Origin of the sequence: Streptomyces sp. NBC_00885, assembly GCF_045207475.1 — a bacterium.
In the GTDB taxonomy this organism is placed as follows: Bacteria; Actinomycetota; Actinomycetes; order Streptomycetales; family Streptomycetaceae; genus Streptomyces.
In genome coordinates, this window is sequence record NZ_CP108796.1 from 6,310,132 (window position 1) to 6,332,799 (window position 22,668).

General features: G+C 70.6%; 16 protein-coding genes. 6 read left to right on the forward strand and 10 right to left on the reverse strand.

Features of this window, described 5'->3' with window-relative positions; genetic code table 11:
- The first annotated feature begins 307 nt into the window (after nucleotides 1-307).
- Complete coding sequence (gene pulA, locus OHA61_RS28570) at nucleotides 308-5,599, forward strand: pullulanase-type alpha-1,6-glucosidase (RefSeq protein WP_406305448.1); 5,292 nt, start codon at nucleotides 308-310, stop codon at nucleotides 5,597-5,599.
- Between the two features lie 24 nt (nucleotides 5,600-5,623).
- Nucleotides 5,624-7,213: a SpoIIE family protein phosphatase gene (locus OHA61_RS28575; protein WP_406305449.1), complete on the forward strand. Its 1,590-nt coding sequence runs from the start codon at nucleotides 5,624-5,626 to the stop codon at nucleotides 7,211-7,213.
- A gap of 18 nt (nucleotides 7,214-7,231) precedes the next feature.
- Here OHA61_RS28575 and OHA61_RS28580 read toward each other — a convergent pair whose 3' ends face one another.
- Nucleotides 7,232-7,741, reverse strand: coding sequence for a GNAT family N-acetyltransferase (locus tag OHA61_RS28580; RefSeq protein ID WP_406305450.1), 510 nt, complete (start codon nucleotides 7,739-7,741; stop codon nucleotides 7,232-7,234).
- Nucleotides 7,742-7,830: 89 nt separating this feature from the next.
- Between OHA61_RS28580 and OHA61_RS28585 the strand changes: the two genes are divergently transcribed.
- Nucleotides 7,831-8,181, forward strand: coding sequence for a 5-carboxymethyl-2-hydroxymuconate Delta-isomerase (locus tag OHA61_RS28585; RefSeq protein ID WP_406305451.1), 351 nt, complete (start codon nucleotides 7,831-7,833; stop codon nucleotides 8,179-8,181).
- Here the strand turns inward: OHA61_RS28585 and OHA61_RS28590 are convergent.
- The 4 genes from OHA61_RS28590 to OHA61_RS28605 form a co-directional block, all read right to left on the reverse strand.
- Nucleotides 8,166-8,888, reverse strand: a complete 723-nt coding sequence (locus tag OHA61_RS28590; RefSeq protein WP_361915827.1) for a TetR/AcrR family transcriptional regulator — start codon at nucleotides 8,886-8,888, stop codon at nucleotides 8,166-8,168. The two genes, OHA61_RS28585 and OHA61_RS28590, sit on opposite strands and share 16 nt — an antisense overlap.
- 155 nt (nucleotides 8,889-9,043) lie before the next feature.
- Nucleotides 9,044-11,020 carry a hypothetical protein gene (locus OHA61_RS28595; RefSeq protein ID WP_406305452.1) on the reverse strand — a complete coding sequence of 659 codons (1,977 nt, stop codon included), beginning with the start codon at nucleotides 11,018-11,020 and terminating at the stop codon, nucleotides 9,044-9,046.
- 60 nt (nucleotides 11,021-11,080) lie between these two features.
- Nucleotides 11,081-11,875, reverse strand: coding sequence for a tyrosine-protein phosphatase (locus tag OHA61_RS28600; protein ID WP_406305453.1), 795 nt, complete (start codon nucleotides 11,873-11,875; stop codon nucleotides 11,081-11,083).
- Nucleotides 11,876-11,943: 68 nt separating this feature from the next.
- Nucleotides 11,944-15,006, reverse strand: coding sequence for an alpha-N-acetylglucosaminidase TIM-barrel domain-containing protein (locus OHA61_RS28605; protein ID WP_406305454.1), 3,063 nt, complete (start codon nucleotides 15,004-15,006; stop codon nucleotides 11,944-11,946).
- Nucleotides 15,007-15,108: 102 nt separating this feature from the next.
- Here OHA61_RS28605 and OHA61_RS28610 point away from each other — a divergent pair, with 102 nt between their 5' ends.
- Nucleotides 15,109-15,597 (forward strand): hypothetical protein, encoded by a 489-nt coding sequence (locus OHA61_RS28610; RefSeq protein WP_361915815.1) that lies wholly within the window; start codon nucleotides 15,109-15,111, stop codon nucleotides 15,595-15,597.
- Nucleotides 15,598-15,669: 72 nt separating this feature from the next.
- On the opposite strand, the gene OHA61_RS28615 is transcribed toward OHA61_RS28610, so the two are convergent.
- Nucleotides 15,670-17,217, reverse strand: a complete 1,548-nt coding sequence (locus OHA61_RS28615; protein WP_406307507.1) for a DUF1996 domain-containing protein — start codon at nucleotides 17,215-17,217, stop codon at nucleotides 15,670-15,672.
- Nucleotides 17,218-17,415: 198 nt separating this feature from the next.
- Here OHA61_RS28615 and OHA61_RS28620 point away from each other — a divergent pair, with 198 nt between their 5' ends.
- Complete coding sequence (locus OHA61_RS28620) at nucleotides 17,416-17,949, forward strand: GNAT family N-acetyltransferase (RefSeq protein WP_324983922.1); 534 nt, start codon at nucleotides 17,416-17,418, stop codon at nucleotides 17,947-17,949.
- Between the two features lie 123 nt (nucleotides 17,950-18,072).
- On the opposite strand, the gene OHA61_RS28625 is transcribed toward OHA61_RS28620, so the two are convergent.
- Nucleotides 18,073-18,681, reverse strand: coding sequence for a TetR/AcrR family transcriptional regulator (locus OHA61_RS28625; protein ID WP_406305455.1), 609 nt, complete (start codon nucleotides 18,679-18,681; stop codon nucleotides 18,073-18,075).
- Between the two features lie 160 nt (nucleotides 18,682-18,841).
- Between OHA61_RS28625 and OHA61_RS28630 the strand changes: the two genes are divergently transcribed.
- Entirely contained in the window at nucleotides 18,842-19,294 is a 453-nt protein-coding gene (locus OHA61_RS28630) for an iron chaperone (protein WP_406305456.1), read from the forward strand.
- A 170-nt stretch (nucleotides 19,295-19,464) separates the two neighbouring features.
- Here the strand turns inward: OHA61_RS28630 and OHA61_RS28635 are convergent, their stop codons facing one another.
- The 3 genes from OHA61_RS28635 to glnII form a co-directional block, all read right to left on the reverse strand.
- Nucleotides 19,465-20,463, reverse strand: coding sequence for an SDR family oxidoreductase (locus OHA61_RS28635; protein WP_406305458.1), 999 nt, complete (start codon nucleotides 20,461-20,463; stop codon nucleotides 19,465-19,467).
- Between the two features lie 89 nt (nucleotides 20,464-20,552).
- Nucleotides 20,553-21,104: a winged helix-turn-helix domain-containing protein gene (locus tag OHA61_RS28640; protein ID WP_406305459.1), complete on the reverse strand. Its 552-nt coding sequence runs from the start codon at nucleotides 21,102-21,104 to the stop codon at nucleotides 20,553-20,555.
- A 359-nt stretch (nucleotides 21,105-21,463) separates the two neighbouring features.
- The gene (glnII, locus tag OHA61_RS28645; RefSeq protein ID WP_406305460.1) at nucleotides 21,464-22,483 is read right to left on the reverse strand and encodes a glutamine synthetase; all 1,020 of its coding nucleotides are present in this window, start codon (nucleotides 22,481-22,483) and stop codon (nucleotides 21,464-21,466) included.
- Between the last annotated feature and the right edge of the window lie 185 nt (nucleotides 22,484-22,668).

Consider the following 22,668-nt stretch of genomic DNA (forward strand, 5'->3'; position numbering starts at 1 on the left):
GGCTTTGCCCCCACCCCGCCCCTTCCCGTAACCAGGGGCTTCGCCCCCTGGACCCCCGTACGCCCTTCGGGCGTGTCCTCAATCGCCGGACGGGCTGGATGTGCGGCCCTGCCGCACATTCCAGCCTCGTGGGGGTCCCCCCGGACGAAGTCTGGGGGAGTTTGAGGCGCGAGGTCTGGGGCGGAGCCCCAGTTCGGGAAGGGGCGGGTAGGGGAAAGGCCCGCCGCAGGCGACCCGCACCCAACTCGCACCCGCACCCCACCCCCCCGCCACCCACCCGCACACCCCGCCCAAGGAGACCCAACCGGTGACCACCACCCGCCGCGCCGCCCTAGGCACCGCGGTCGCCATCCTCGCCGCGCTCATATCCGCCGGCCCCGCCGCCTCCGCCCCCAGACCCCCCGCCCCACCCTCCGACACCGCGCTCGCCGCGCAGCCCGCCCGGCACGATCTGACCCGGGAGCAGTTCTACTTCGTCCTGCCCGACCGCTTTGCCAACGGCGACACGTCCAACGACCGGGGCGGGCTGACCGGTTCGCGTCTGGAGACCGGTTACGACCCCGCCGACAAGGGCTTCTACCAGGGCGGCGACCTCAAAGGGCTGACCGGGAAGCTCGACTACATCAAGGGCCTCGGCACCACCGCCATCTGGCTCGCGCCGATCTTCAAGAACCGGCCCGTCCAGGGCGTCGGCAAGGACGCGTCGGCCGGGTACCACGGGTACTGGATCACCGACTTCACCCAGGTCGACCCCCACTTCGGCACCAACGCCGATCTCGAGAAGCTGATCGACAAGGCCCACGGCAAGGGCATGAAGGTCTTCTTCGACGTCATCACGAACCACACCGCCGACACCGTCGACTACGCGGAGAAGAAGTACGGCTACCGCCCCAAGGGCGCCTATCCGTACCTCGACAAGGACGGCCGCCCCTTCGACGACCGGGCGGCGATCGGCAAGGTCGACGCCGACTCCTTCCCGTACACCCCCAAGGCCAGTGGTCAGAAGGTTCCCGCCTGGCTCAACGACCCCACGATGTACCACAACCGGGGTGATTCGACCTTCGCGGGCGAGAGCTCCGAGTACGGCGACTTCTCCGGCCTCGACGACCTGTGGACCGAGCGTCCCGAGGTCGTGAAGGGCATGGAGCAGATCTACGAGAAGTGGGTCCGCGACTTCGACATCGACGGCTTCCGCATCGACACCGTCAAGCACGTCGACATGGACTTCTGGACCCAGTGGGCCACCGCGCTCGACGCGTACGCCGCCAGGCGCGGCCGTGAGGACTTCTTCATGTTCGGCGAGGTCTTCTCCGCGGACACGGCGATCACCTCGCCGTACGTCACCCGCGGCCGGCTCGACGCCACCCTCGACTTCCCCTTCCAGGACGCGGCCCGCGCGTTCGCCTCGCAGGGTGCGCCCGCCGAGCGTATCGGGAAGGTCTTCGCCGACGACTACCGCTACACCAGCGACAAGGCCAACGCCTATGAGCAGGTGACCTTCCTCGGCAACCACGACATGGGCCGGATCGGCGCCTTCCTCACGCAGGACCATCCGCAGGCCGACGACGCCGAGCTGCTGAAGCGGGCGCGGCTCGGATACGAGCTGATGTTCCTGAACCGCGGCAACCCGGTCGTCTACTACGGCGACGAGCAGGGCTTCACCGGCGCGGGCGGCGACAAGGACGCCCGCCAGAGCCTGTTCGCCTCCAAGACCCCCGACTATCTGGACGACGACCAGCTGGGCACGGACCGCACGCACGCGTCGGACGCGTACGACACCGGGCACCCGCTCTACCGCTCGATCGCCGCGCTGTCGAAGCTCACCAAGGACCACCCGGCGCTGCGCGACGGCGTCCAGAAGGAGCGCTACGCCAAGGACTCGGTGTACGCCTTCTCCCGTACGGATGCCAGGACGCGCACCGAGTACATCGTCGCCGCCAACAACCAGGCCGTGCCCACGACCGTGACCGTCCCGGCGGACGCGGCCGACTTTGTCACCCTGTACGGCGGTTCGGGCGCGGTGCACGCCACCGACGGGAAGATCACCCTCACCGTCCCCGCGCTGTCGTCGCTGGTGCTGAAGGCCGCAAAGCCCCTGGCTCAGCCCGCCGCCAAGCCCAGCGTCACCCTCAAGGCCCCGCCCGCCGGAGCCACCGGCACCGTCGAGATCAGCGCCCGGACCGGCGGCGGACAGCTCGACCGAGTCGTCTTCGCCGCCCAGACCGGCAACGGCCCCTGGCGCACCCTCGGCTCCGCCGACCACGCCCCGTACAAGGTCACCCAGCACATCGACGCCAGGGTGGCGGCCGGAACCCCCCTGCGCTACAAGGCAGTTGTGGTCGACAGCGCGGGACGTACAGCCAGTGCCCTGGCGCAGACGACCGCCGGGCAGGCCCCGCCGCCCGAGAAGCCGGTGGCTGTCGAGCGCGACTACGCGGTGGTCCACTACCAGCGCCCCGACGGCGACTACGACGGCTGGCAGCTGAAGGCCGGAGAGCAGCAGGCCGCGTTCACCGGGCGTGACGCGTACGGCGCGTTCGCCTGGGTCAAGCTCGCCGAAGGCGCCTCCGCCCTCCCGTACACCGTCGAGAAGAACGGCTCGGCCGACGGCCCGCAGCGGACGATCGACCTCGCCCGCACCGGCCAGGTCTGGATCGCGCAGGGCAAGGACGGCCAGTCCGCCACCGCGCCCGACGGCGCCTACCCGCCGCAGGACAAGACAAAGGCCGTCCTGCATTACCACCGGCCCGACGGCGACTACGACGGCTGGGGTCTGCACACCTGGACCGGCGCGAAGGATCCGACCGACTGGTCCAGGCCGCTCCAGCCGGTGAAGAAGGACGCGTACGGAGTGACCTTCGAGGTACCGCTCGCGGCGGGCGCGACCTCGCTCAGCTACATCGTCCACAGGGGTGACCAGAAGGACCTGCCGAGCGACCAGTCCCTGGACCTCGCGACGTATACGAACGAGGTCTGGCTGCTGGCCGGTCAGCCGAAGTACCTGCTTCCGCAGACCGGCGGCGCGCCCTCGCTCGACCTGGCGAAGGCCGAGGCCCAGTGGATCGACAGGGACACGGTCGTCTGGAAGGTGAAGGCCACCGACGCGACCAGCCAGCAACTGGTGTACGCGGCGAACGGCGGGATCTCCGTCGTCGACGGGGCGCTCAGCGACGAGGGCCGCTGGCTGCGGCTGAACCCCGCCGCCCTGACCGACGCGCAGAAGGCCAAGTACCCGCACCTCGCCGCGTATCCGGCCTTCAGCGTCGACCCGCGCGACCGCGACCGGGTGCGTGATGCCCTGCGCGGCCAGCTGATCGCCACACAGCGTGCTGCGAACGGCGCCCTGCTCGCCGCGACCGGCGTACAGATCCCGGGAGTTCTGGACGATCTGTACGACGCGACCGGTGCGAAGCTCGGTCCGGTCTTCGACCGCGGCCGCCCCACCCTGTCCCTGTGGGCCCCCACCGCACGGTCCGTCTCCCTCGAACTCGACGGCAGCACGGTCGCGATGCGGCGCAATGGCACCAGCGGCGTCTGGTCCGTCAGCGGGCCGAAGAGCTGGGCGGGCAAGCCGTACCGCTACGCGGTCAAGGTCTGGGCGCCCAGCGTCCAGAAGGTCGTCACCAACAAGGTCACCGACCCGTACTCCACCGCGCTGACCACCGACTCGGCCCGCAGCCTGATCGTCGACCTCGCCGATCCGCGTCTCGCCCCCAAGGGCTGGGCGACCCTGAAGAAGCCGGCGGCCGTGCCGCTGCGTGACGCACAGATCCAGGAGCTGCACATCCGCGACTTCTCGGTCGCGGACCGCACATCCAAGCACCCGGGCCAGTACCTCGCCTTCACCGACCGTGAATCGGCCGGGACGAAGCATCTGCGCGCGCTCGCCGCGTCCGGGACGTCCTACGTCCACCTCCTGCCCGCCTTCGACATCGGCACCATCCCCGAGAAGAAGTCCGGCCAGACCGTCCCCGACTGCGACCTGAAGGTGTACGCGCCCGACTCCGAGGAGCAGCAGGCGTGCATCGCCAAGGCTGCCGCGAAGGACGCGTACAACTGGGGCTACGACCCGCTGCACTACACCGTCCCCGAGGGTTCGTACGCCTCCGACCCCGAAGGAACCCGGCGCACGGTCGAGTTCCGGCAGATGGTCCAGTCCCTGGGTGAGGGCGGCCTGCGCACGGTCATGGACGTCGTCTACAACCACACCGTGGCGAGCGGCCAGGCCGACAAGTCCGTGCTCGACAAGATCGTGCCCGGCTACTACCAGCGCCTCCTCGCCGACGGCACCGTCGCCACCTCCACCTGCTGCGCCAACACCGCGCCCGAGAACGCCATGATGGGCAAGCTCGTCGTCGACTCGGTCGTCACCTGGGCCAAGGAGTACAAGGTCGACGGCTTCCGCTTCGACCTGATGGGACACCACCCGAAGGCCAACATCCTCGCGGTCCGCAAGGCACTCGACGCGCTCACCGTCGAGCGTGACGGCGTGGACGGCAAGAAGATCATTCTCTACGGGGAGGGCTGGAACTTCGGGGAGATCGCGGACGACGCCCGCTTCGTCCAGGCGACCCAGAAGAACATGGCCGGGACAGGGATCGCGACCTTCTCCGACCGGGCCCGCGACGCGGTCCGCGGCGGCGGCCCCTTCGACGAGGACCCGGGAATCCAGGGCTTCGCCTCCGGCCTGTACACCGACCCCAACTCGTCCGCGGCGAACGGCACTCCCGCCGAGCAGAAGGCCCGCCTGCTGCACTATCAGGACCTGATCAAGGTCGGCCTCACGGGCAATCTCGCCGCGTACACCTTCACCGACAGCTCCGGCGGCACCGTCAAGGGCTCCGAGGTCGACTACAACGGCGCCCCCGCCGGATACGCGGCCGCCCCGGGCGACGCCCTCGCCTACGCGGACGCCCACGACAACGAATCCCTCTACGACGCGCTCGCCTTCAAGCTCCCCCAGGCCACCTCGCCGGCCGACCGGGCACGGATGCAGGTCCTCGCGATGGCGACCGCCGCGCTCTCGCAGGGGCCGGCGCTCTCCCAGGCCGGGTCGGACCTGCTGCGTTCCAAGTCGCTGGACCGCAATTCGTACGACAGCGGCGACTGGTTCAACGCGATCCACTGGGACTGCAAGGACGGCAACGGCTTCGGGCGCGGACTGCCTCCCCAGGCCGACAACAAGCCCAAGTGGTCCTTCGCCAAGCCGCTGTTGACGGCGCCCTCGCTCACGGTGGGCTGCGACCGGATCGACGGCGCATCGGCCGCCTACCGGGATCTGCTCACCATCCGCGCCACCGAGAAGGCCTTCAGCCTGGCGTCCGCGGGCGAGGTGCAGTCCACGGTCTCCTTCCCGCTCTCGGGCAGGGACGAGACCCCCGGCGTGATCACCATGGCCCTCGGTGACCTGGTGGTCGTCTTCAACGCGACACCGGACACGCAGACCCAGCGGGCCGAAGGCCTCGCCGGCCGTACCTATGGCCTGCACCCCGTCCAGCAGGCGGGAGCGGACTCTACCGTCAAGAAGGCATCGTTCGAAGGGAGTTCGGGAACCTTCGCCGTTCCAGGGCGTACTGTCGCCGTCTTCGAACGCAAGTGAGGCCCACGGCGTTACGGTGACCGGATGGACGGCACCACCGTGCTGGTGGTGGACGACACCGATGCCAACCGTTACGCCATGGGCGCGGTCCTGCGCAGGGCGGGGCATCTGGTGATCCCCGCCGCAAGCGCCGGCGACGCACTGGTCGAGCTCGACACGAGGCTCAAGGCCGGTGCGTTGCCGGACGCCGCGCTGGTGGATGTCGGACTGCCCGACATGAGCGGCTTCGAACTGTGCCGCCGCATCAAGCAGCTCCCCGTCGTCGCGACCATGCCGGTGGTGCACTTCTCCGCCACCGCCGTCACTCCGCAGGACCGCACCCGCGGCCTGGACGCGGGAGCCGAGGCGTATCTGACGGTCCCCGTCGAGCCGGAGGAGATCCAGGCCGTCATGCGCGCCGCCCTGCGCGGGGCGCGCTCCCGCCACGACGCCGAGGCCCAGGCCGAGCGGATGACGCAGCTGGCCGCGGCGACGATGGAGGTGCACACCGCACGCAGCCCGCAGGAGCTGGCCGACGTGGCCACCGCCGGGACCGCGCGGCTCGTCGGCGGTCCGGCGGTCGCTCTCGTCCTCGGCTCCGGCGGTGAACTGTATGTGGGGCGCGCGGGCGAGCGCGGCCCCCGCCCCGACGAGAGCGCGCGCACGGCCGTGGCGCGACTGCTCCAGCACGCCATGTCCGGACGCACCGGCGTCCAGAGCCTTCTCGCGCCCGAACCGCTGTGGCCGGCCGGCTTCTTCCGGCGCGGCCTCGCCACCGACGCCCGGTTGCTGCTCGCCCGCAGCAGCGAGGACCAGCCGCCGGTCTGCCTGGCCACCCCCGGCTACCGCAGGGCCGATCCGGAGGCCGCGCTGCTGCTCACTCAGCTCGCCCGGGCCACGGCCCTGGCCGCCGAATCGCTGCGTACGTCCGCGGAGGAACGGCATCTCGCCCTCACCCTGCAGCACAGCTTCCTGCCGCAGCGGCTGCCCGAGATCCCCGGCGCCGAGATCGCTGTACGGTACGTCCCCGCCTCCACCCAGGCCGAGATCGGCGGCGACTTCTATGTGACCCTGCCGACGCCGCACGGCGTCCTCGTCGGCGTCGGCGATGTCGTCGGCCACTCGCTGGACGCGGCCACGGTGATGGTCGAACTGCGGCACGCCCTGCGCGCGTACGCCACCGACGAGAGCGACCCGGTTGTGCTGCTGCACCGCCTGGACCGGATGCTCCAGCGCTACCACCCGGATTCCACGGCCACGGTCTGCCTCGCCCTGATGGACCCCCGCGGCGGCCGCATCAAGATCGCGAACGCGGGCCACATCCCCCCGCTGATCGTCTCCGCCGGAGCCACGGCGTCCTACGTCCAGACTTCGGGGCCGCTGCTCGGCCTCGGCCTGGAGCGTCCCCCGCCGACCGACGTCCGACTGGTCAGGGGAGAGCGGCTGTTGCTGGTCACGGACGGCCTGATCGAGACTCGCGGCACGGACCTCACGGTCTCGCTCGAACGCCTCCGCCATGCCGCGGCTCACGCGCCACCGGGCGTCTCCCCGCTTTGCGACACCCTGCTGGACTGCTTCGGCACGGGCGAGGACGACGTCGCTCTGCTGGCGCTCGAGCTGACCAGCTGCAGCTGAGGGGCTTGAGCTGAAGGGTCAGTTGACCTGCTTCTCCAGCAGGACCACTGCGTAACGGCTGCCGTCCTTGGCCACCTTGCCCGGCTCCTCGCCGGCGACCCGGTAGCCCGCCGCCTCGTAGTAGGTCCGCAGCGCCGGATTGCTGGACAGACAGTCCAGCCGTACGAACTCCCGCCCCGTGTCCGCGATGCGCTGCTCGGCATGCGCCAGCAGCAGTCGGCCGAAGCCCTGCGGTGCCGTGTCCCGGTCGATCATCAGGCGGTGCACATACCCCGCCACCGGAGGCTGGATCCCCCAGGCGGGCTGGTCCTCCCACCACAGTTCGTACGCCCCCAGCGTGCCGCCATCCTCTCTCTCCGCGATCCAGACCTCACCCTCCTTGATCCAGTGCCGGAAATGGTCGGCGTCCTTGTCGCCGGGCTTCCACTGCGCGATGCCCCTGAGCTGCATCCAGCGCGCGGCCCCGTCGAAGAGCGCGACAAGTGTCTCCGCATCCGAATGGTTGGCGAGCCGACAAGTGATCTTCATTCCCGCATTATTGACGGGATCATGGAGACCTGCGAAAGGGTGGTCCCACAACCGCCCGGTCCCACCGATCACCCGTGCTGGAGCGCCCGATGCCGCAGATCACCGTCGACTACTCCGACAGCCTCGAGTCCGCCTTCGACCGCCGCAGCTTCGCGCTCGCGCTGCACCCGCTGATCGTCGAGACCATCGACACCCAGCTCTCCGCCTGCAAGACCCGTTTCCGCCGCGTCGACGAGACGGTCGTCGCCGGGGGCACGCCCGGGGACGCGCTCGTCCACATCGGGATCGCCGTGCTGCCGGGCCGCAGCCCCGAGCTCAAGGCCCAGTTGTCGGAGGCTGTCCTCGAACTCCTCGCCGGTCATCTGGGGCCCGCGGAGGGCATCGCGCCCATCATCTCCGCCGAAGTGCGCGACCTGGAGCCGTCCTACCGCAAGCGCTGAGTCGGCACCCGGTCCAGCGAGGGCGCCAGCGACACGAGCCGGCCGACCAGATCGCCGAAAGGCCCATCGGCCGGCTCGTCACGCAGGACGCGCAGCAGGATGCCCGCCATCTCCTCGTCGTAGGCCGCGCTCACCGCGCACAGCGCCGCGAAGTCGTGCACCAGCTGCAACTCCAGCTCGGCGCGCGGGATCCTGCGCCCGTCCAGCCAGATCAGCGCCGTCGACTCGGCGAGCGACACCCAGGACCGTACGACCAACTGAAGCCTCGCGGGCGGCTCACCGATCCCCAGATGCGCCAGGATCTGCTCGTACGCCGCCTGCCTGACCTCGTCGATCATCGCGTTCGTCGTCGAACAGCCGACCGCGGGACCGCCCCGCATCAGCGCGGAGAACCCGGCCCCGTGCTCGTCCACGAAGTCGAAGAACCGGCCCATGACCCGCAGCAGCCGCGCCCCCAGGGGCCCTTCCGGCGGCTCGTGGAAACGCCCGGCCAACTCGTCGGCGGCGCGGCGCAGCGCAGCCTCGTACAGGCTGTGCTTACCGGGGAAGTAGTGGTAGACGAGAGGCCGCGAGATACCGGCGGCCGCGGCTATCTCGTCGATCGACACGTCGTCGGGGGAGCGGTGGCTGAACAGCTCGAGAGCCACGGCGATCAGCTGCTGTCTGCGCTCGTCGACGCCCATCCTGCGGCGTACCCCGGTCGTCATGCGCACAGCCTACCCACGGCTGCCGCGCACCTGTTCTACCGGTCCGGCACCGGCCGCCGGCGCCCCAAGTTGAGGGGGCGTGGGGCAACCCCATGGCTCCTTGCGGGCGTGGAAGCGGGTTCCTTGGCCTCGCCGGGCAGCTCAGCGGGCCGCGGCTAGTGGAGGGCGCCCACGCGACTCCCGTCGCCCAGGCGGCCGTTGAGCTCCGCTCGGGCCCCCTCCTTCGCCGGGACCGCCAGCACACTGCCCCGAGCGCTGCCGTCGACCCCGCCCGATGTGGTCAGCGACCTGAACTGGTCGCTGCCCGCCGCGAGCACATACCAGTGGCCCGCCCGGGACTTCCACAGGACGCCCGCCAGGACCTTCGGGTCACGCACCCCGCAGGACGGCGAGTCCTCGGAACGCGCCGCGATCGCACCGGGTGCGCCCGCCTGCGCGCCGGGTGCCTGGAACTGGGCCATCACCCGGCTCCCCGTGCCCTGCCAGGTCTCCGCCCGCGTGCACAGCCACGCCGCCGTGCCGTTCGACTCGGGCAGGGTCTGCTTCGCGTACGTCCACGAGTTGACGCTGCGTACACCGTGCGCCCGAACCCCGGGCAGCAGACAGGCCGTACGCGCCCACGAGGCCCGGGCCGTTTCCCCGGTGACGTCCCGCGGCGCCGACGGCGGGCCCGAGGTCAGCCTGGCCGGGGTCAGTTCGCCGAGGTCGGTCAGCAGCCGCTCGGCCGTGCCGTCCGCCAGCTCCAGCACGTCCCAGGTCTTGCAGTCCCGGGCCTGCGCCGGGCTCGGCAGCGGTGAGGTGACCCCGTCCGGGCGCCGGGTCAGCGGCCGCGCCGCGCCCGCCGGGTCGAGCAGGTCCCGTACGGACGTCGCCCGCACCCAGGGCGCCGTCAGATAGCGGACGTTGCTCGTGGTACGGCCCGCCACCAGCGCCCCCGACGAAGCCGCGTCCGCGGCGTCCGTGCGGGCGAAATCGAGCGCCACGCCCCCGCCGCCGTCCTTCGGCTCGGCGTAGCGGACCACCCGCAGCCCGTCGTGCAGCAGCACCACGTTCGCCTGGTCGACCTCGCCCGCGTACAGCAACTGCGGCGAACCCATCGGCGGTCCCGGCGGTGTGCCGGGGGTCGCGGAGACCTGGACCGTGCTGCCGGGCCGCGCCCACACGGCGAGCGCCCGGCGCAGCAGGGCCGCGTCATCGGTCAGGCCGCCACGGGTCGGCCAGACGGAGAAGTCCGTACGGGAGGACTGCTGCCATGCCGCGGGGGAGACGCGGATCAACTTGGCCGGGTCCAGGGCGGTTTCGGCGGTGGGATTGCGGGCGTAGGGCGGCGCGGCCGCTCCGTCGGGGCCCCAGCCGTCGCCCGGCAGCCCGAGCAGCGCCCCGCACACCGCGAGAGCCGCGGCCGCCACCAAGGCCGCCTTGACGTGCTGGCGGCGCCGCATCAGATCGGTGGGGCGGGCCTGGAGCGAGCACGGATCGAACTCGGCGGATTCGAGCAGCGCGGCCGCGCCCGCCCCCACCGCCGCCTCCATCCCGTCCGCGTCGGCCAGCGCGGCATGCGGGTCCGCCACCCCGGCCGCGCTGAGCACCTGATGTACGGCGGTGTCGGCCAGTTCCTCCAGGCCGCGCAGGACATAGGCGGCGCGGGCGGGCCCGGAGAGCGCGGACAGGTGCTGGTCCAGGGCGAGTTCGTCGGCTCCGCCGGAGCGGGGGAAGACCCGCAGCCCCCAGACGTGGGGCAGCAGCGGCGGGAGCTGGGCGCGCCTGGGGCGGGCGAGCCGCTTCAGCGGGAGCCCGGCGTCCAGGGCCTGGCGCAGCACCCGTCCCCGTACGTACACATAGCCGGGGTCGGCGTCGCCGGGTGCCCGGCGCGAGCCGGGGATGGAGTCCGCGGGGTCGGCGGCGCCCGCCGGTGTGGTGCGGCCGCGCGGCAGGGAGCGCTGCACGAGAGCGTGCGCGGTCAGGACGCGGCGATTGCGGCCGAGGGTGGGCGGCAGTACGAGATACGCGATCCGTACGAGCCGGGTGTAGTGCTCGACGAGAGCCGCCTCGGCCTGCTCGACCGCGATGGGGCCGGGGTCGGGAGCGGGAGCGGACGGGGCGGGGGTGGTGACGACATCCTGTGGGCGCACGTTCAGCAGAACGAGCGAATGGTCCTATGGTCACCCGCCGCCCCCCGATCGGCTCCAATCTCAGCCGGCCAGCCGTTCGTGGATGTTCTCGATCGCCTGGACCGGCACGCCGAGCCCTTCGACCACGTATTTCTCCATCGTGCCGTAGCGGGCCTCGACCTCTTCCAGCGCGGCCGCCAGATATTCGGGCACGACGCCGATGACCGCGAGGGCGGTCTCGGGGTCGCCGCCCTGTGCGATGAAGCCTTCGATGAGCGGTGCGAAAGCCTGCCGCACCGCCGGGTTCACGGCGAGATACTCGGCCTCCACTGCCTCGGGCAGCGCGCCGAGCAGGGTGAGGACGATCGTCGCGGCCCAGCCGGTGCGGTCCTTGCCCGCCGTGCAGTGGAAGAGCAGCGGGCCCGCGTCGGGGTCCGCGACCTCGATCAGGAAGGCGCGGTAGGCGGCGCGCGCCGATTCGGCGGTGACGAAGCCGCGGTAGGTGTCGGCGAACATCTGCTGGGCCCGGCCGCCGCCCAACTCCTGCTCGGCGAGCACCGGATCGGCCAGCACCTGCTTGAGTTTCGCGGCGGCCGGCAGCAGCCCGGAGGAGACCCGGTCGGCGAGCACGTCGGCGAGGAGCAGCCGGCCGCCGGCGGGGATGAGGTCCGGGCGGGCGAGGCGTTCGGCCTGCGTGCGGAAGTCGACGATCGTACGGATCCCGAGGGCGGCGACGACCGGATCGGCCGTGGGATCGAGCCGGTCGAGCTGCCCGGAGCGGAAGAGCAGACCGGAGCGCACGGCATGGCCCGCGGGCAGGGGTGTGCCTCCGAGGTCGCGGAGATTGGCGACGGTGGTGGCGGGGATCGCGGTCATGGCGGGCGGCTCCCTGGCTCGGACAGGCCCCGAAAGGATCGGAAGGGGGCGATATCAATGTAAACAACCTATGTGACCGACCACCCGCTGAAGTGGACCGTGCCGCGCGCTCCGCCGCCGCCGTTGGCCGCGCTCATGAAAAGGCCCACGTCCTGGACGTCCGCGGCTCCCGGAACGGACACCGTGGCGACCGGGCGCCAGGTGGCGCCGCCGTCCGTCGAGCAGGAGCCGGTGAAGGAGGTCCCGGCGCCGCGGGTCAGCCGGAGCAGCACCGGAGCCTTGACCCCGAGGATGCGTTTGTACGTGTCCAGGGTGCCGTCGCCGTTCGTGTCGTACGACAGGGCGACGCCCTGCCCCGGTGTGGCCGCCAGATTCAGGAAACCGGCGTCACCCGGCCGTGCGAGGCCGTTGCGGACGACGATGCCCGCCCGGGCCCAACTGCTCGTGTTCTCCTGGGAGTCCACCCTCAGCTCGACGCTCGCGCCCACCGTCAGCGCGCTCTCGCGATAGGCGGTGCCGAAGTGGGCGGTGCCCCGCCACAGGTCGGTGCCCCCGCCGTTGATCGCGAACCGGTCGCCGGCCTGCCCGAATACGGCCGCGTTGCTGCTGTACGTACGCCACCCGGCATCCAGCGGCGACGCGAGGAAGAGCGAGCCCTGCTGGGGGACGGTCACGCGCTCCTCGCCGCGCGGCCCGTACTGCGTGCGCAGCGCGTACGGCATCGCGCGCAGCGGCTCCTCGACGGGATCGACCGGGGCCGTCACCCGCCAGGAAACTGTGCCGGTGCCGCCCGCCGGGACACTGTCCAGGAAGGGCTCGCCCTGCGGCTCGGCGTCCAGGCCGGTCAGCTCGAAGTCGACGCGGCCGGTGGAGCGCAGCCCGCTGAGGTTGCGGAACGCGGCCGTGACCGTGCCGGTGCTGCCCGGCGTGAAGGCGGGCGGCTTCACGGTGACGTCGACGTAGCCCTGGTAGGGGGCGGTCGCGAGAGTGTCGTACACCCTGCGGGCGGTGCGGTACGCGTCGCCCGTGGCCCGCACCGGATAGGCGCGCCGCTCTTTCGTCCAGGCCTCCTCGGCCGGATACCAGTCGAAGGGCTTGGGGGCGCGGCCCTCGGACAGGGCGGTGGCCAGCTCCTCCAGATACGCCTCCCACTGCGGCAGATGGACGTCGCTGATCAGTCCGTGCCAGTCGCGGTTGGCGTAGTTGCTGAGCTGATTGGCCGCCGCCCGGTCCGCCCAGGTGGAGATCAGAGCCCGGGCCGTGCGCTCCAGCTCGACCGCCTCGTCCGCGCTGGTGGCCAGCCGTTTGGCGTCCTCCAGCCAGGGGCCCAGCAGGAAGGAGCGGTGACAGCCCGCCATCGTGTCGCTCAGCCGCATGAGCCTGAGCCACAGCGCCGAGACGGCGCGGAAGGTGTCCACGTCCTTGTTCTGATAGGCGGCCCGCAGCGGAAGCTGAAGCGTGCGCGAGCGGTTGGCGAGTGCCTGGCGGGCCAGGTCGGTGGCGTCGTGCCGGTAGGCGTCACTGTCCCGCAGCGAGGGCCGTACGCCGAGCAGCGCCGCGAACGCCCGGTCGAAGCCCGCCGGATCGAAGGCCGTACCGATCGATGAGGTCATGCCGGGGCGGCGGCAGAACAGCGAGTCGTAGGGCCGCCCGTCGGTGCTGGTGAGCTTGTACGCCGTCGCGGCGAGCGCGGCGAAAGCGGCCCGCGCCGAGCCGTCCTCGCCGCCGTAGCGGATCTCGGCGTACTCCTCGAACCACGCGTCCCGGTCGATCCTCTCCTCGCGCCAGGCGAGCTCGCTGAACAGCTCCAGCGCGGCCGGGTCGCGCTCGGCGGCCTCCGGCATGTACGCGGTTCCGGCCAGCGCGCTGCCCGGCTTGTCGCGCCAGGCGGTGAACTTGGCCGTCCAGCGGTCGGTGTTCGCGCCGATGGTCGTACGCCCGCCGAAGTTCGGGATGGTGCCGAAGGCGTACGGAGCCCCGCCCCACTCCTTCTCGCGGTCGGTGACCGTGTCCAGATCGGAGAGCCCGTCCACGATCAGCACCCGGTCGGTGTCGATGGCGTCGAGCAGCGCCGGCCGCGGATTGGCCTGCCAGCCGAGGATCACCCAGGTGGCGCCGGGCCGGGCGGTCTGCAGGGAGGTCTCGACCGCGCGGGCGGCGTCGGCGACCGGGACGTCGCCGGGTGTGCCGCCCTCGTGCAGCAGATCCATCTTGAAGTGGAAGGTCTCGCCGAACAGTTCCCTCTGGTGCTGGTAGAAGGCCGTGGCGACGTCGGAGAAGTTCTGGGTGCGTGGATCCAGCCAGTCGGGGCGGCGCAGCCCGTTCCAGGTGCCCTGGGGGATGACACGGGCACCGGGATTGCGGGCGGTGAAGCCGTCCGGGACCGTACCGAAGTAGCCGGGCAGGACCGGGTGCATCCCGAGCTCGCGCATCCGCTCGGCGATCCGGCTGCCGAGGTCCGCGCGTCGGCCGATGAGCTCGGGGGAGAGCGGGCCGCCGTACCCGCTCATGTTCTGCAGCAGCCACCACGGCTGGTGCGAGGGTGCCGGCAGCCAGGTGCGGGCCTCGGTGTCGGAGTATCCGAAGTCCATCAGGAGGCGGTGGTAGACGGCCTCCTGGCCGGGTGTGACCAGGACTTCGTTGCAGCCGTGCAGGGCGAGAACATCGAGAAGGCGCTCCCAGCGGGCCCAGTCGGCGTACGGGGCGGTGTAGCCGTCGTGCGTGTCGTTGTAGGCGAACCGGTGCGGGACGGTCGCGGAGAGCTCCAGCGCGGTGCCCGGCCCTGGCAGCAGCGCCGGCAGGTCGAGCTGACTGCCCGACCAGGAGATGTGCGCCCGGCAGACGTACTTGAGGTACCAGTGCACCCCGGTGAGCAGTACGGCCGCGCTGGTGCCCTCGACCTCGATGCGGCCCCGGGAGCCGGTGACCCGGAAGCGCTCGGGGCCCTCCAGCGCCCGCAGCCGGAACTGGCCGGCGTGCCGGGGCAGCAGGCGCCCGAGCGCCTCCCGGGCGGGCGAGGTGGCGAACGGTGCCGCGGGCGCGGCGGCCGCCGGGGCGTGCCCGGCGAGAGCCGCACCTAAGCCGATTGCTCCCGCGGTGCCCAGAACCGTACGTCTCGACAACCCGGCCATCGGCGCTCCTCCATGTTGCTCCCGTCACAACAGGTGCGTGCGTCGCGCAGGTTACCGGGAGTTCGGCGGCGCAAAAGGCGGCCGACAAGGCACGATGGCCGGATGCGGACGAGTACGAACACGGGCGCGAGGCGGACGGCCCGCGCAGCACTGGCAGTTCTGGCACTGACCCTTGCCGCGGCCTGCGGATCGGGCGACGACGGCGACGGGCGTGGCGGGGACGGCGACAAGGCCCCCACGACGGCGACCGGCACCCTGGAGCAGCTGGCCCAGCAGGCGAAGTGCAAGCCGAACATCCAGACGGACGCCGCCGAGCTGCGGCAGGCCAACTGCACGACCGGCGACGGCAAGTATGTGCTGGCCACCTTCGCCACCGACCGGGGCCAGCGCGAATGGATCAACGAGGCCAATGACTACGGCGGCTCGTATCTGGTGGGCCGCAAGTGGGTCGTGGTCGGCGACGCCAAGGTGGTGACCGCGCTGCGCGGCCGGCTCGGCGGGACGGTGGAGACCGGCTCGGAGCACCACTCCGGGAGCACCGGTGACAGCGCCGGGAGCGAGGGCGGCCACTCGGGACACCACGGGAGCTGACAGAAAACGACCGGATCGGCCCCCCTTCCCAGGGAGGCCGATCCGGCCGTTTCAGGCGATCGTGTCAGTGGGTCACCGGCACTTCTGGCCGTTGTTGATGCAGTTCACCACCTTGTTCATCAGGTTCTCGTCGAAGACGTTGATGAAGTCACCGTGGTCCGTGACCGGCTTGTGCAGCTGCTCGGGGAAGGAGTCGACCGCGAAACCGGGACCCGGCGGGACGTCATAGACGATGCGCTGGACCAACTGCGGAATCGCCTTGAATCCATTGCCACAGTTGCCATTGGCGTCCGCGAATGCCACATGGGTGCGGTGATTGGCACTGTCGGTGTTCTGACCGTCCCAGCAGCTCTGGAACTTGAACGACCGCACCACCTGGCTGCCCTCGGGGCAGATCGGGTACTTGTCCTTGAGCTGACGGTCCTCGAAACCGGTGCAGCTCCAGGAAGCGTTCGCGTTCGCGTCGCCGTTGACGAATGCCTTGGCGTCACCGGTGATGATGCGCAGGAAGCGGGGCATCGCGGTCACCTTGCTGACCGGGTTGCCGACGAAATTCAGCGTGACCTGGGACGGAGTCTGGATCTCTCCGACGTTCTGGTCCTTGCCGCCACCGTCCGCATTGGCGTCGTTCTCGTTCTGTCCGTTCTGCAGACGCAGCACGGGCCAGTAGTACGTGGACTTGTCGCCCTGATTCTGGCAACTGGTGTCCCCGTTGGCGAGATCGTCGTCGCTGGCAAAGGCGTCATTGGCCTGATTGCCGACGTAGTCGTGCATATGGTGCGCGCCATTGCTCACACCAGGGGCGACGATGACATTGTCCGGATTGAACTTGCCGTTCTGGTTCGTTCCGCACTTGGTGGCGAACGATCCTCGGGAGCCGCCCCGGCGCTGCTGGGGCTGCTGGACGTTGGGCTGGACGGACTGGATGTCTACGAAGTCGGCTGCTTCGGGGCCATTGCCGCCCTGTCCGTTGCCGTTGCCCTGATCGTCGCCCTGACCATTGTCATTGCCCTGGTCATCGCCCTGATTGTCGTCCTGGCCGCCATTTTGGTCACCATTCTGACCGCCGTCCTGGCCGTTGTCGTTCTGACCGTCGTCGTTGTTCTGGTCGCCGTTCTGATCGCCTTGGTTGTCGTCACTGTCGTCGGCGCGCAGGCTGCACTGAGCGAGGGAGTCAAGTCCCTGGGGCGGCTGGCCGGACCGGCCGATCGCGATGGAAATACGCTCGATGCTCGCCGTCCGCTTGTCCTTCAGCGGATTCAGAATGGCGTTCTGAGCCAGCTGTGGATCCCGTTCGATCGCCTCCTTCTGGTCTGCGAACTGCTTGTACGCGTCGGTGATCTGGCTGTCCATCTTCGCCAGCTCGCCGTCGACCTCCGGACGTGCCTGGTCCGGCACCTCGCGGATATCGTTCGCGACCTCGGGGCAGTCGATCGTGGAGATCTCAGCTCCGGCGTTCTTCGTCTGCGTCTGCTCGTTTTCCTGACCGGACCAGGACCAGCCTTCGCCCGCGGAGGCATACGTATTGACCGCGACCAGCCCACCCCCGCCCAGGATCAATGCGGCCGAGGCAACGATCGCCCGGTTCGCCAGCGTCGAGCGTTTTCTTGTGCGTCCCATGGAACTCCTCTGCTTCGTCGTCGGGTGTGGGTATAAGGGGGTCCCGACTGAGGGAGAAGCGCGACCATCCATACGGGTGGGGCCCATGGGGTGTTCAAGCAGAGCTGGTTTGAAGCGGGAATTCGTAGAATTCTCCAGAAGCAAACCCGGTGGATTGCCCCGAAGTCGGGCGGCGGCCGGGATGGCAGGATGGGGCGCATGACCGAGATCCACACCCCCAGGCTCCTGTTGCGCCGCTGGCGCGAGGACGACCTCGCCCCCATGGCCGAAATCAACGCGGACCCGCAGGTCATGCAGTGGATCGGAGACGGCTCCGTACGCGATGAGGAGCAGACCGCCGAGGACATCGAGCGCTGGGAGGAGGAGTGGGACGAGGAGGGCTTCGGACTCTTCGCCGTCGAACTGCTCGCCTCGGGCGAACTGGCGGGCTACGTCGGCCTGTCCGTGCCCACCTTCCTGCCCGAGGTACTGCCCGCGGTGGAGATCGGCTGGCGGCTCGGCACCCCGTACTGGGGCCAGGGGTACGCCTCCGAAGCCGCCGCCGCCACACTGGAGTTCGCGCTCAGGGACCGCGGCCTGGACCGGGTGATCAGCATCGCGCGGCTGGGCAACGACGCGTCGGAGAACGTGATGCGCAAGCTCGGCATGGAACTGGACCACGAAACGACGCACCCCGAGTACGGCTTCCCGCTGCACGTCTACGCGATCGACCTCAGCGAGTACGAGGCCTGACGGGAGCCCCGATGACCGCGTCGGGCGTGCGACGCGGTCGTCCAGCCCCGGCCCTTGGCACCCAGCCTCCGCCGGTCAACACCCGGTAGCAGCGGCACTGTCCGCTCCCAGGCGCCACATCCGTCATCTCTCGGACGGGCTCTGGCCGGTGGTTCCGTAGGCGGCCATGAACATGTTCAGCAGTCCGTCGACCGCGTCCTCGTCGATGGGGCGGGTTGACAGCAGGCTGCGGTAGTACAGAGTGCCGCACAACACCTCGGCGGCGAATTCCAGGTTCGCTTCCGCGGTCAGTTCACCCGTGCGCTGGGCGCGGGTGATCCGGTCGAGGGTGCTCTGCTCGACGGTGGCCAGGAATCGTTCGTGCAAGGTCGCCCGCAGCGTGGAATCGGCCTGCGCTTCGGCGATAACTGCGCGGTAGATGGGGCCGATCGGCGGGCTGGAGAGGGCGAGGCCTGAACGTAGGAACTGTTCGCGCAAATCCATGCGGACGTCCCCGGTGTCGCGGTAGTCCAGATCGCTGGTCCACACGCGGCTGAGTGCGTCGAGCAGCAGCGCCGCTTTGGACGGCCAGCGGCGGTAGATCGTGTGTTTCCCGACCCCGGCCCGTCGGCCGACCGCTTCGATGCTCAGGCCCGCGTAACCGACCTCCGCAGCCAGCTCGAGGGTTACCCGCAACAGCTCTTCGGTGCGCGCGGTACCTCGGCGCCGTGGCGTGGCGGGCGTGTCGCTCATGCTCCCACCCTATCTGCACGCGGCGTGCCGTTGACTTTGCCGAGGACTGCGCGCAGTATTCAGTCTCGATCGGCACGGTGCGTGCCGATGATGGGGTGATGGTGTGTCGCCACACACGCCCAAGGTCCCGCCACACCAGATCAACAAAGGGAGATCTGCGATGAGTAGCGCCGAAAGCAGCGCGTACAAGGGATTCACGGCCGAGGAGCGGGCCGCGATGAAGGACCACGCCCAGGAGCTGAAGACGGCTGCGCGCCGCAGCTCGCGTGCGGACAAGGCGGCGGAGGCGGAGCGGGATGTGCTCGCGAAGATCGCCGAGATGCAGGACTCGGACCGGATCATGGCCGAGCGCGTCCATGCCGTCGTCACAGCCGGCGCTCCTGTCCTCGCGCCGAAGCTCTGGTACGGGATGCCCGCCTACGCGCTGGACGGCAAGGTCGTCTGCTTCTTCCAGAGCGCGGAGAAGTTCAAGTCGCGCTACGCGACGCTCGGGTTCAGCGACCAGGCGAAGCTGGACGAGGGCACGATGTGGGCGGTCGCTTTCGCCCTGACCGAGGTCACGGCCGAGGTGGAGGCGCGGATCGGTGCGCTCTTGAAGCAGGCGGTGAGCTGAGGCGCGCGCCAGGGGCGCCCGTCGGTCGGCTGGGCCGTGTCTGACGAGGAGCGCCGTCCGGCCGGAAGGCGCCGGCGGGACTTGTCAGGCACGACCTAACCGCGGTCGAGATACGCCAGCACCGCGAGCACCCGCCGGCTCAGCCGCGTGACCCCGCCGCAGGCGCACCGTCACGCCCCGCCCAGAACCCCCGCCTCCACCTCCCGCGACAGCCCCACCACCGGCCGGTCCGCCCGCTGCGGCGCCGTCCCGCCGATCGACTGGAGCCACCCCCACGTGTCCTCCACCGTCTCGCCCACCGGCCGGCACCTCAGCCCCGCCCCCACCGCCTTCGCGACGCCGACGCCGTGCACCGCGTCGTAAAGCTCGGGCTGCTCGGCCCGGGGGATCCAGATCGGCAGGTCCGTCCAGGGCCGGATGCCCGCCGCGAGGATCTCATCGGCCGGGGTCCACCGGAGTTCGGGCACCGACCCCGTCGCCCGCCCGCACGCCTCCAGAAGTTCCCCGATCGTCGTGTGCCCCTGCTCGCTCACCAGGTTGTACGGACCGCTCAGCCCCCGCTCCGCCGCCTGGAGCATCCAGTCCGCCAGGTCGCGTACGTCGACGTACTGCAGCGGCGTGTCCCGCGGTCCCGGTGCGAGGACCGGGCCGCCGCGGGCGATCCGGCCCAGCCACCACGGCAGGCGGCCGATGTTCTCCCTGGGCCCGATGATCAGGCCGGCCCGGACCAGCAGCGCACGGTCCTCGCCGAAGGACTGGACCGCAGCCAGCTCGCCGCCCCGCTTGGCCTCCGCGTACGGCACATCGCCCGCGTCGGCCGAGCTCTCGACGACCGGGCTGGTCTCGTCGTAACCGGCCGACGGCGGCCAGGCGTACACGGAAGCGCTCGACACATAGACGTAGCGACCGACGCGCCCCGCGAGCAGCCGGGCCGCGTCCCGTACGGCGGACGGCGCCGCCGACCAGGTGTCGACGACGACGTCCCACTCGCCCTCGGCGAGCGCCGCCAGACCGTCCGGCGCCGTGCGGTCGCCGAGCAACGTGGCCGCACCGGCCGGTGCTTCATGGCGCCCGCGGTGGAAGACCGTGACCTCCCAGCCGCGGGCCAGTGCCGACTCGACCACCGCACGGCCGACGAACTCCGTGCCCCCCAGAATCAGAAGTCTCATACCGGCGACTCTGCCTGGCGGGAGGGCCTTGGGAACAGGGATTCCGCTGCCAGGGAAACACCCCGGGCGTGGGGTTACGGCGCGTCGGGTTACGGCGTGTACTTGTAGCCGACCCGCCGCACGGTCTGGATCGTACGGCGGTGCTCGGCGCCCAGCTTCCGGCGCAAGCGGGCCACATGGACGTCGACGGTCCGGCCGTCGCCCACATGCCCGTAGCCCCACACCGTGGTCACCAACTGGTCGCGCGTGTGCACCCGGTGGGGGTGCGCGACCAGATGCGCGAGCAGTTCGAACTCGAGGTAGGTCAGATCCAGCGCCCGCCCGTCCACCAGGGCGGTGCGCTGCGCGGCGTCGATCCGTACGGGACCGTCACCCTGTTCGCCGGGCTCCTGCTCCCGCTGCAGCTGCTGCTCGGCCGGTACGAGGACGAGATAGCCGACCATCGGCGGCCGACCCGGAAGAGTGGGCAGGGTGTGCGGCGGCGCGGGCAGCCAGGTGGCACCCGGCGGCAGGAAGTCGGCGACATCGACGAGGGCGGCCGGTGCGACGACCTCGTCGCGTTCGACGGCACGCAGTCGGTGACGGCCCTCGGGGGGCAGGGGGGCGGCGGGGAGGGCAGAGATGGAACGGGAATTCGCCATGAGAGGTCAGCTCTTTCGCGCGGAGGAAGTCGTCGAGTCGAGAGGACGGACGTACGTCGTGCGCGCTGGCCGAAGACCGGGGTGAGCGGCTTTAGAGGGCCCGCGCGTTCACCGCGCGGCAACACACCCGGTCGAAGTCGTGGTGCTGCCGGGTAGGCCAGAACGGCTCGAGGTCGGTGCGACCTGTCGCGGTGTGCTGGTAGCTGGCCATGTGCCCATTGAATCAGATGACATGGTGCGGCAGCACTCGGCTTCCGCACCTTGATACGGCTCGTGCGTTCCCTGTGCGTGAGGCACGCCGAAGGGCGCCCACCGGCCGGACCGGTGGACGCCCTTGTGAACGCGGCATGGCGGTGGGATCAGACCTGGCCGGCCTTCTCCAGCGCGGTGCAGCAGGTGTCGACGATCAGTTGTGTGACGACGTAGGGGTCGACGTTGGCGTTCGGGCGGCGGTCCTCGATGTAGCCCTTGCCGTCCTGTTCGACCTGCCACGGGATGCGGACCGAGGCGCCGCGGTCGGAGACGCCGTAGCTGTACTCGTTCCACGGGGCGGTCTCGTGCAGGCCGGTCAGGCGGTCGTCGATGCCGGCGCCGTAGTTCTTGACGTGGTCGAGCGGCTTGGAGCCCTCGCCCAGCGACTCGCAGGCGGTGATGATCGCGTCGTAGCCCTCGCGCATCGCCTTGGTCGAGAAGTTGGTGTGCGCGCCCGCGCCGTTCCAGTCGCCCTTGACCGGCTTGGGGTCCAGGGTCGCGGAAACCTCGAAGTCCTCGGCGGTGCGGTAGAGCAGCCAGCGGGCCACCCACAGCTGGTCGGAGACCTCCAGCGGGGAGAGCGGGCCGACCTGGAACTCCCACTGGCCGGGCATGACCTCGGCGTTGATGCCGGAGATGCCCAGACCCGCCTTGAGGCAGTTCTCCAGGTGCGCCTCGACGATGTCACGGCCGAAGATCTCGTCCGCGCCGACACCGCAGTAGTAGCCGCCCTGCGCGGCGGGGAAGCCGCTCTCGGGGAAGCCGAGGGGACGGGCGCCCTTGAAGAAGGTGTATTCCTGCTCGATGCCGAAGATCGGCTCCTGGGCGGCGAACTTCTGGGCGACCTCGGCGAGCGCGGCACGCGTGTTGGACTCGTGCGGCGTCATGTCCGTGTTGAGGACCTCGCACATCACAAGGACGTCGTCGCCGCCGCGGATCGGGTCCGGGCAGGAGAAGACCGGCTTGAGCACCCGGTCGGAGGCGTGGCCCTCGGCCTGGTTGGTGCTGGATCCGTCGAAGCCCCAGATGGGCAGCTCGGCGCCGTCGTTAAGGATCTTCGTCTTCGAGCGAAGCTTGGCGGTCGGCTCGGTGCCGTCGATCCAGATGTACTCAGCCTTGAAGGTCACGGGGCCTCATCCTTTGCGGGTGCAGCGGTATGTCGCGCAGCTTCGCAATAGGGGATTTCCCGTCCGTTGCCCGTTTGTGAACCCCACGTTACGCCCGACCGGTGGCCCGGCCCGGCTTGGCGTGAGCCCCCTCTGCCCCCTGCTTCACCTGCGGATTTCGTCTCCGGCCAGCCGCTTGACCCCCT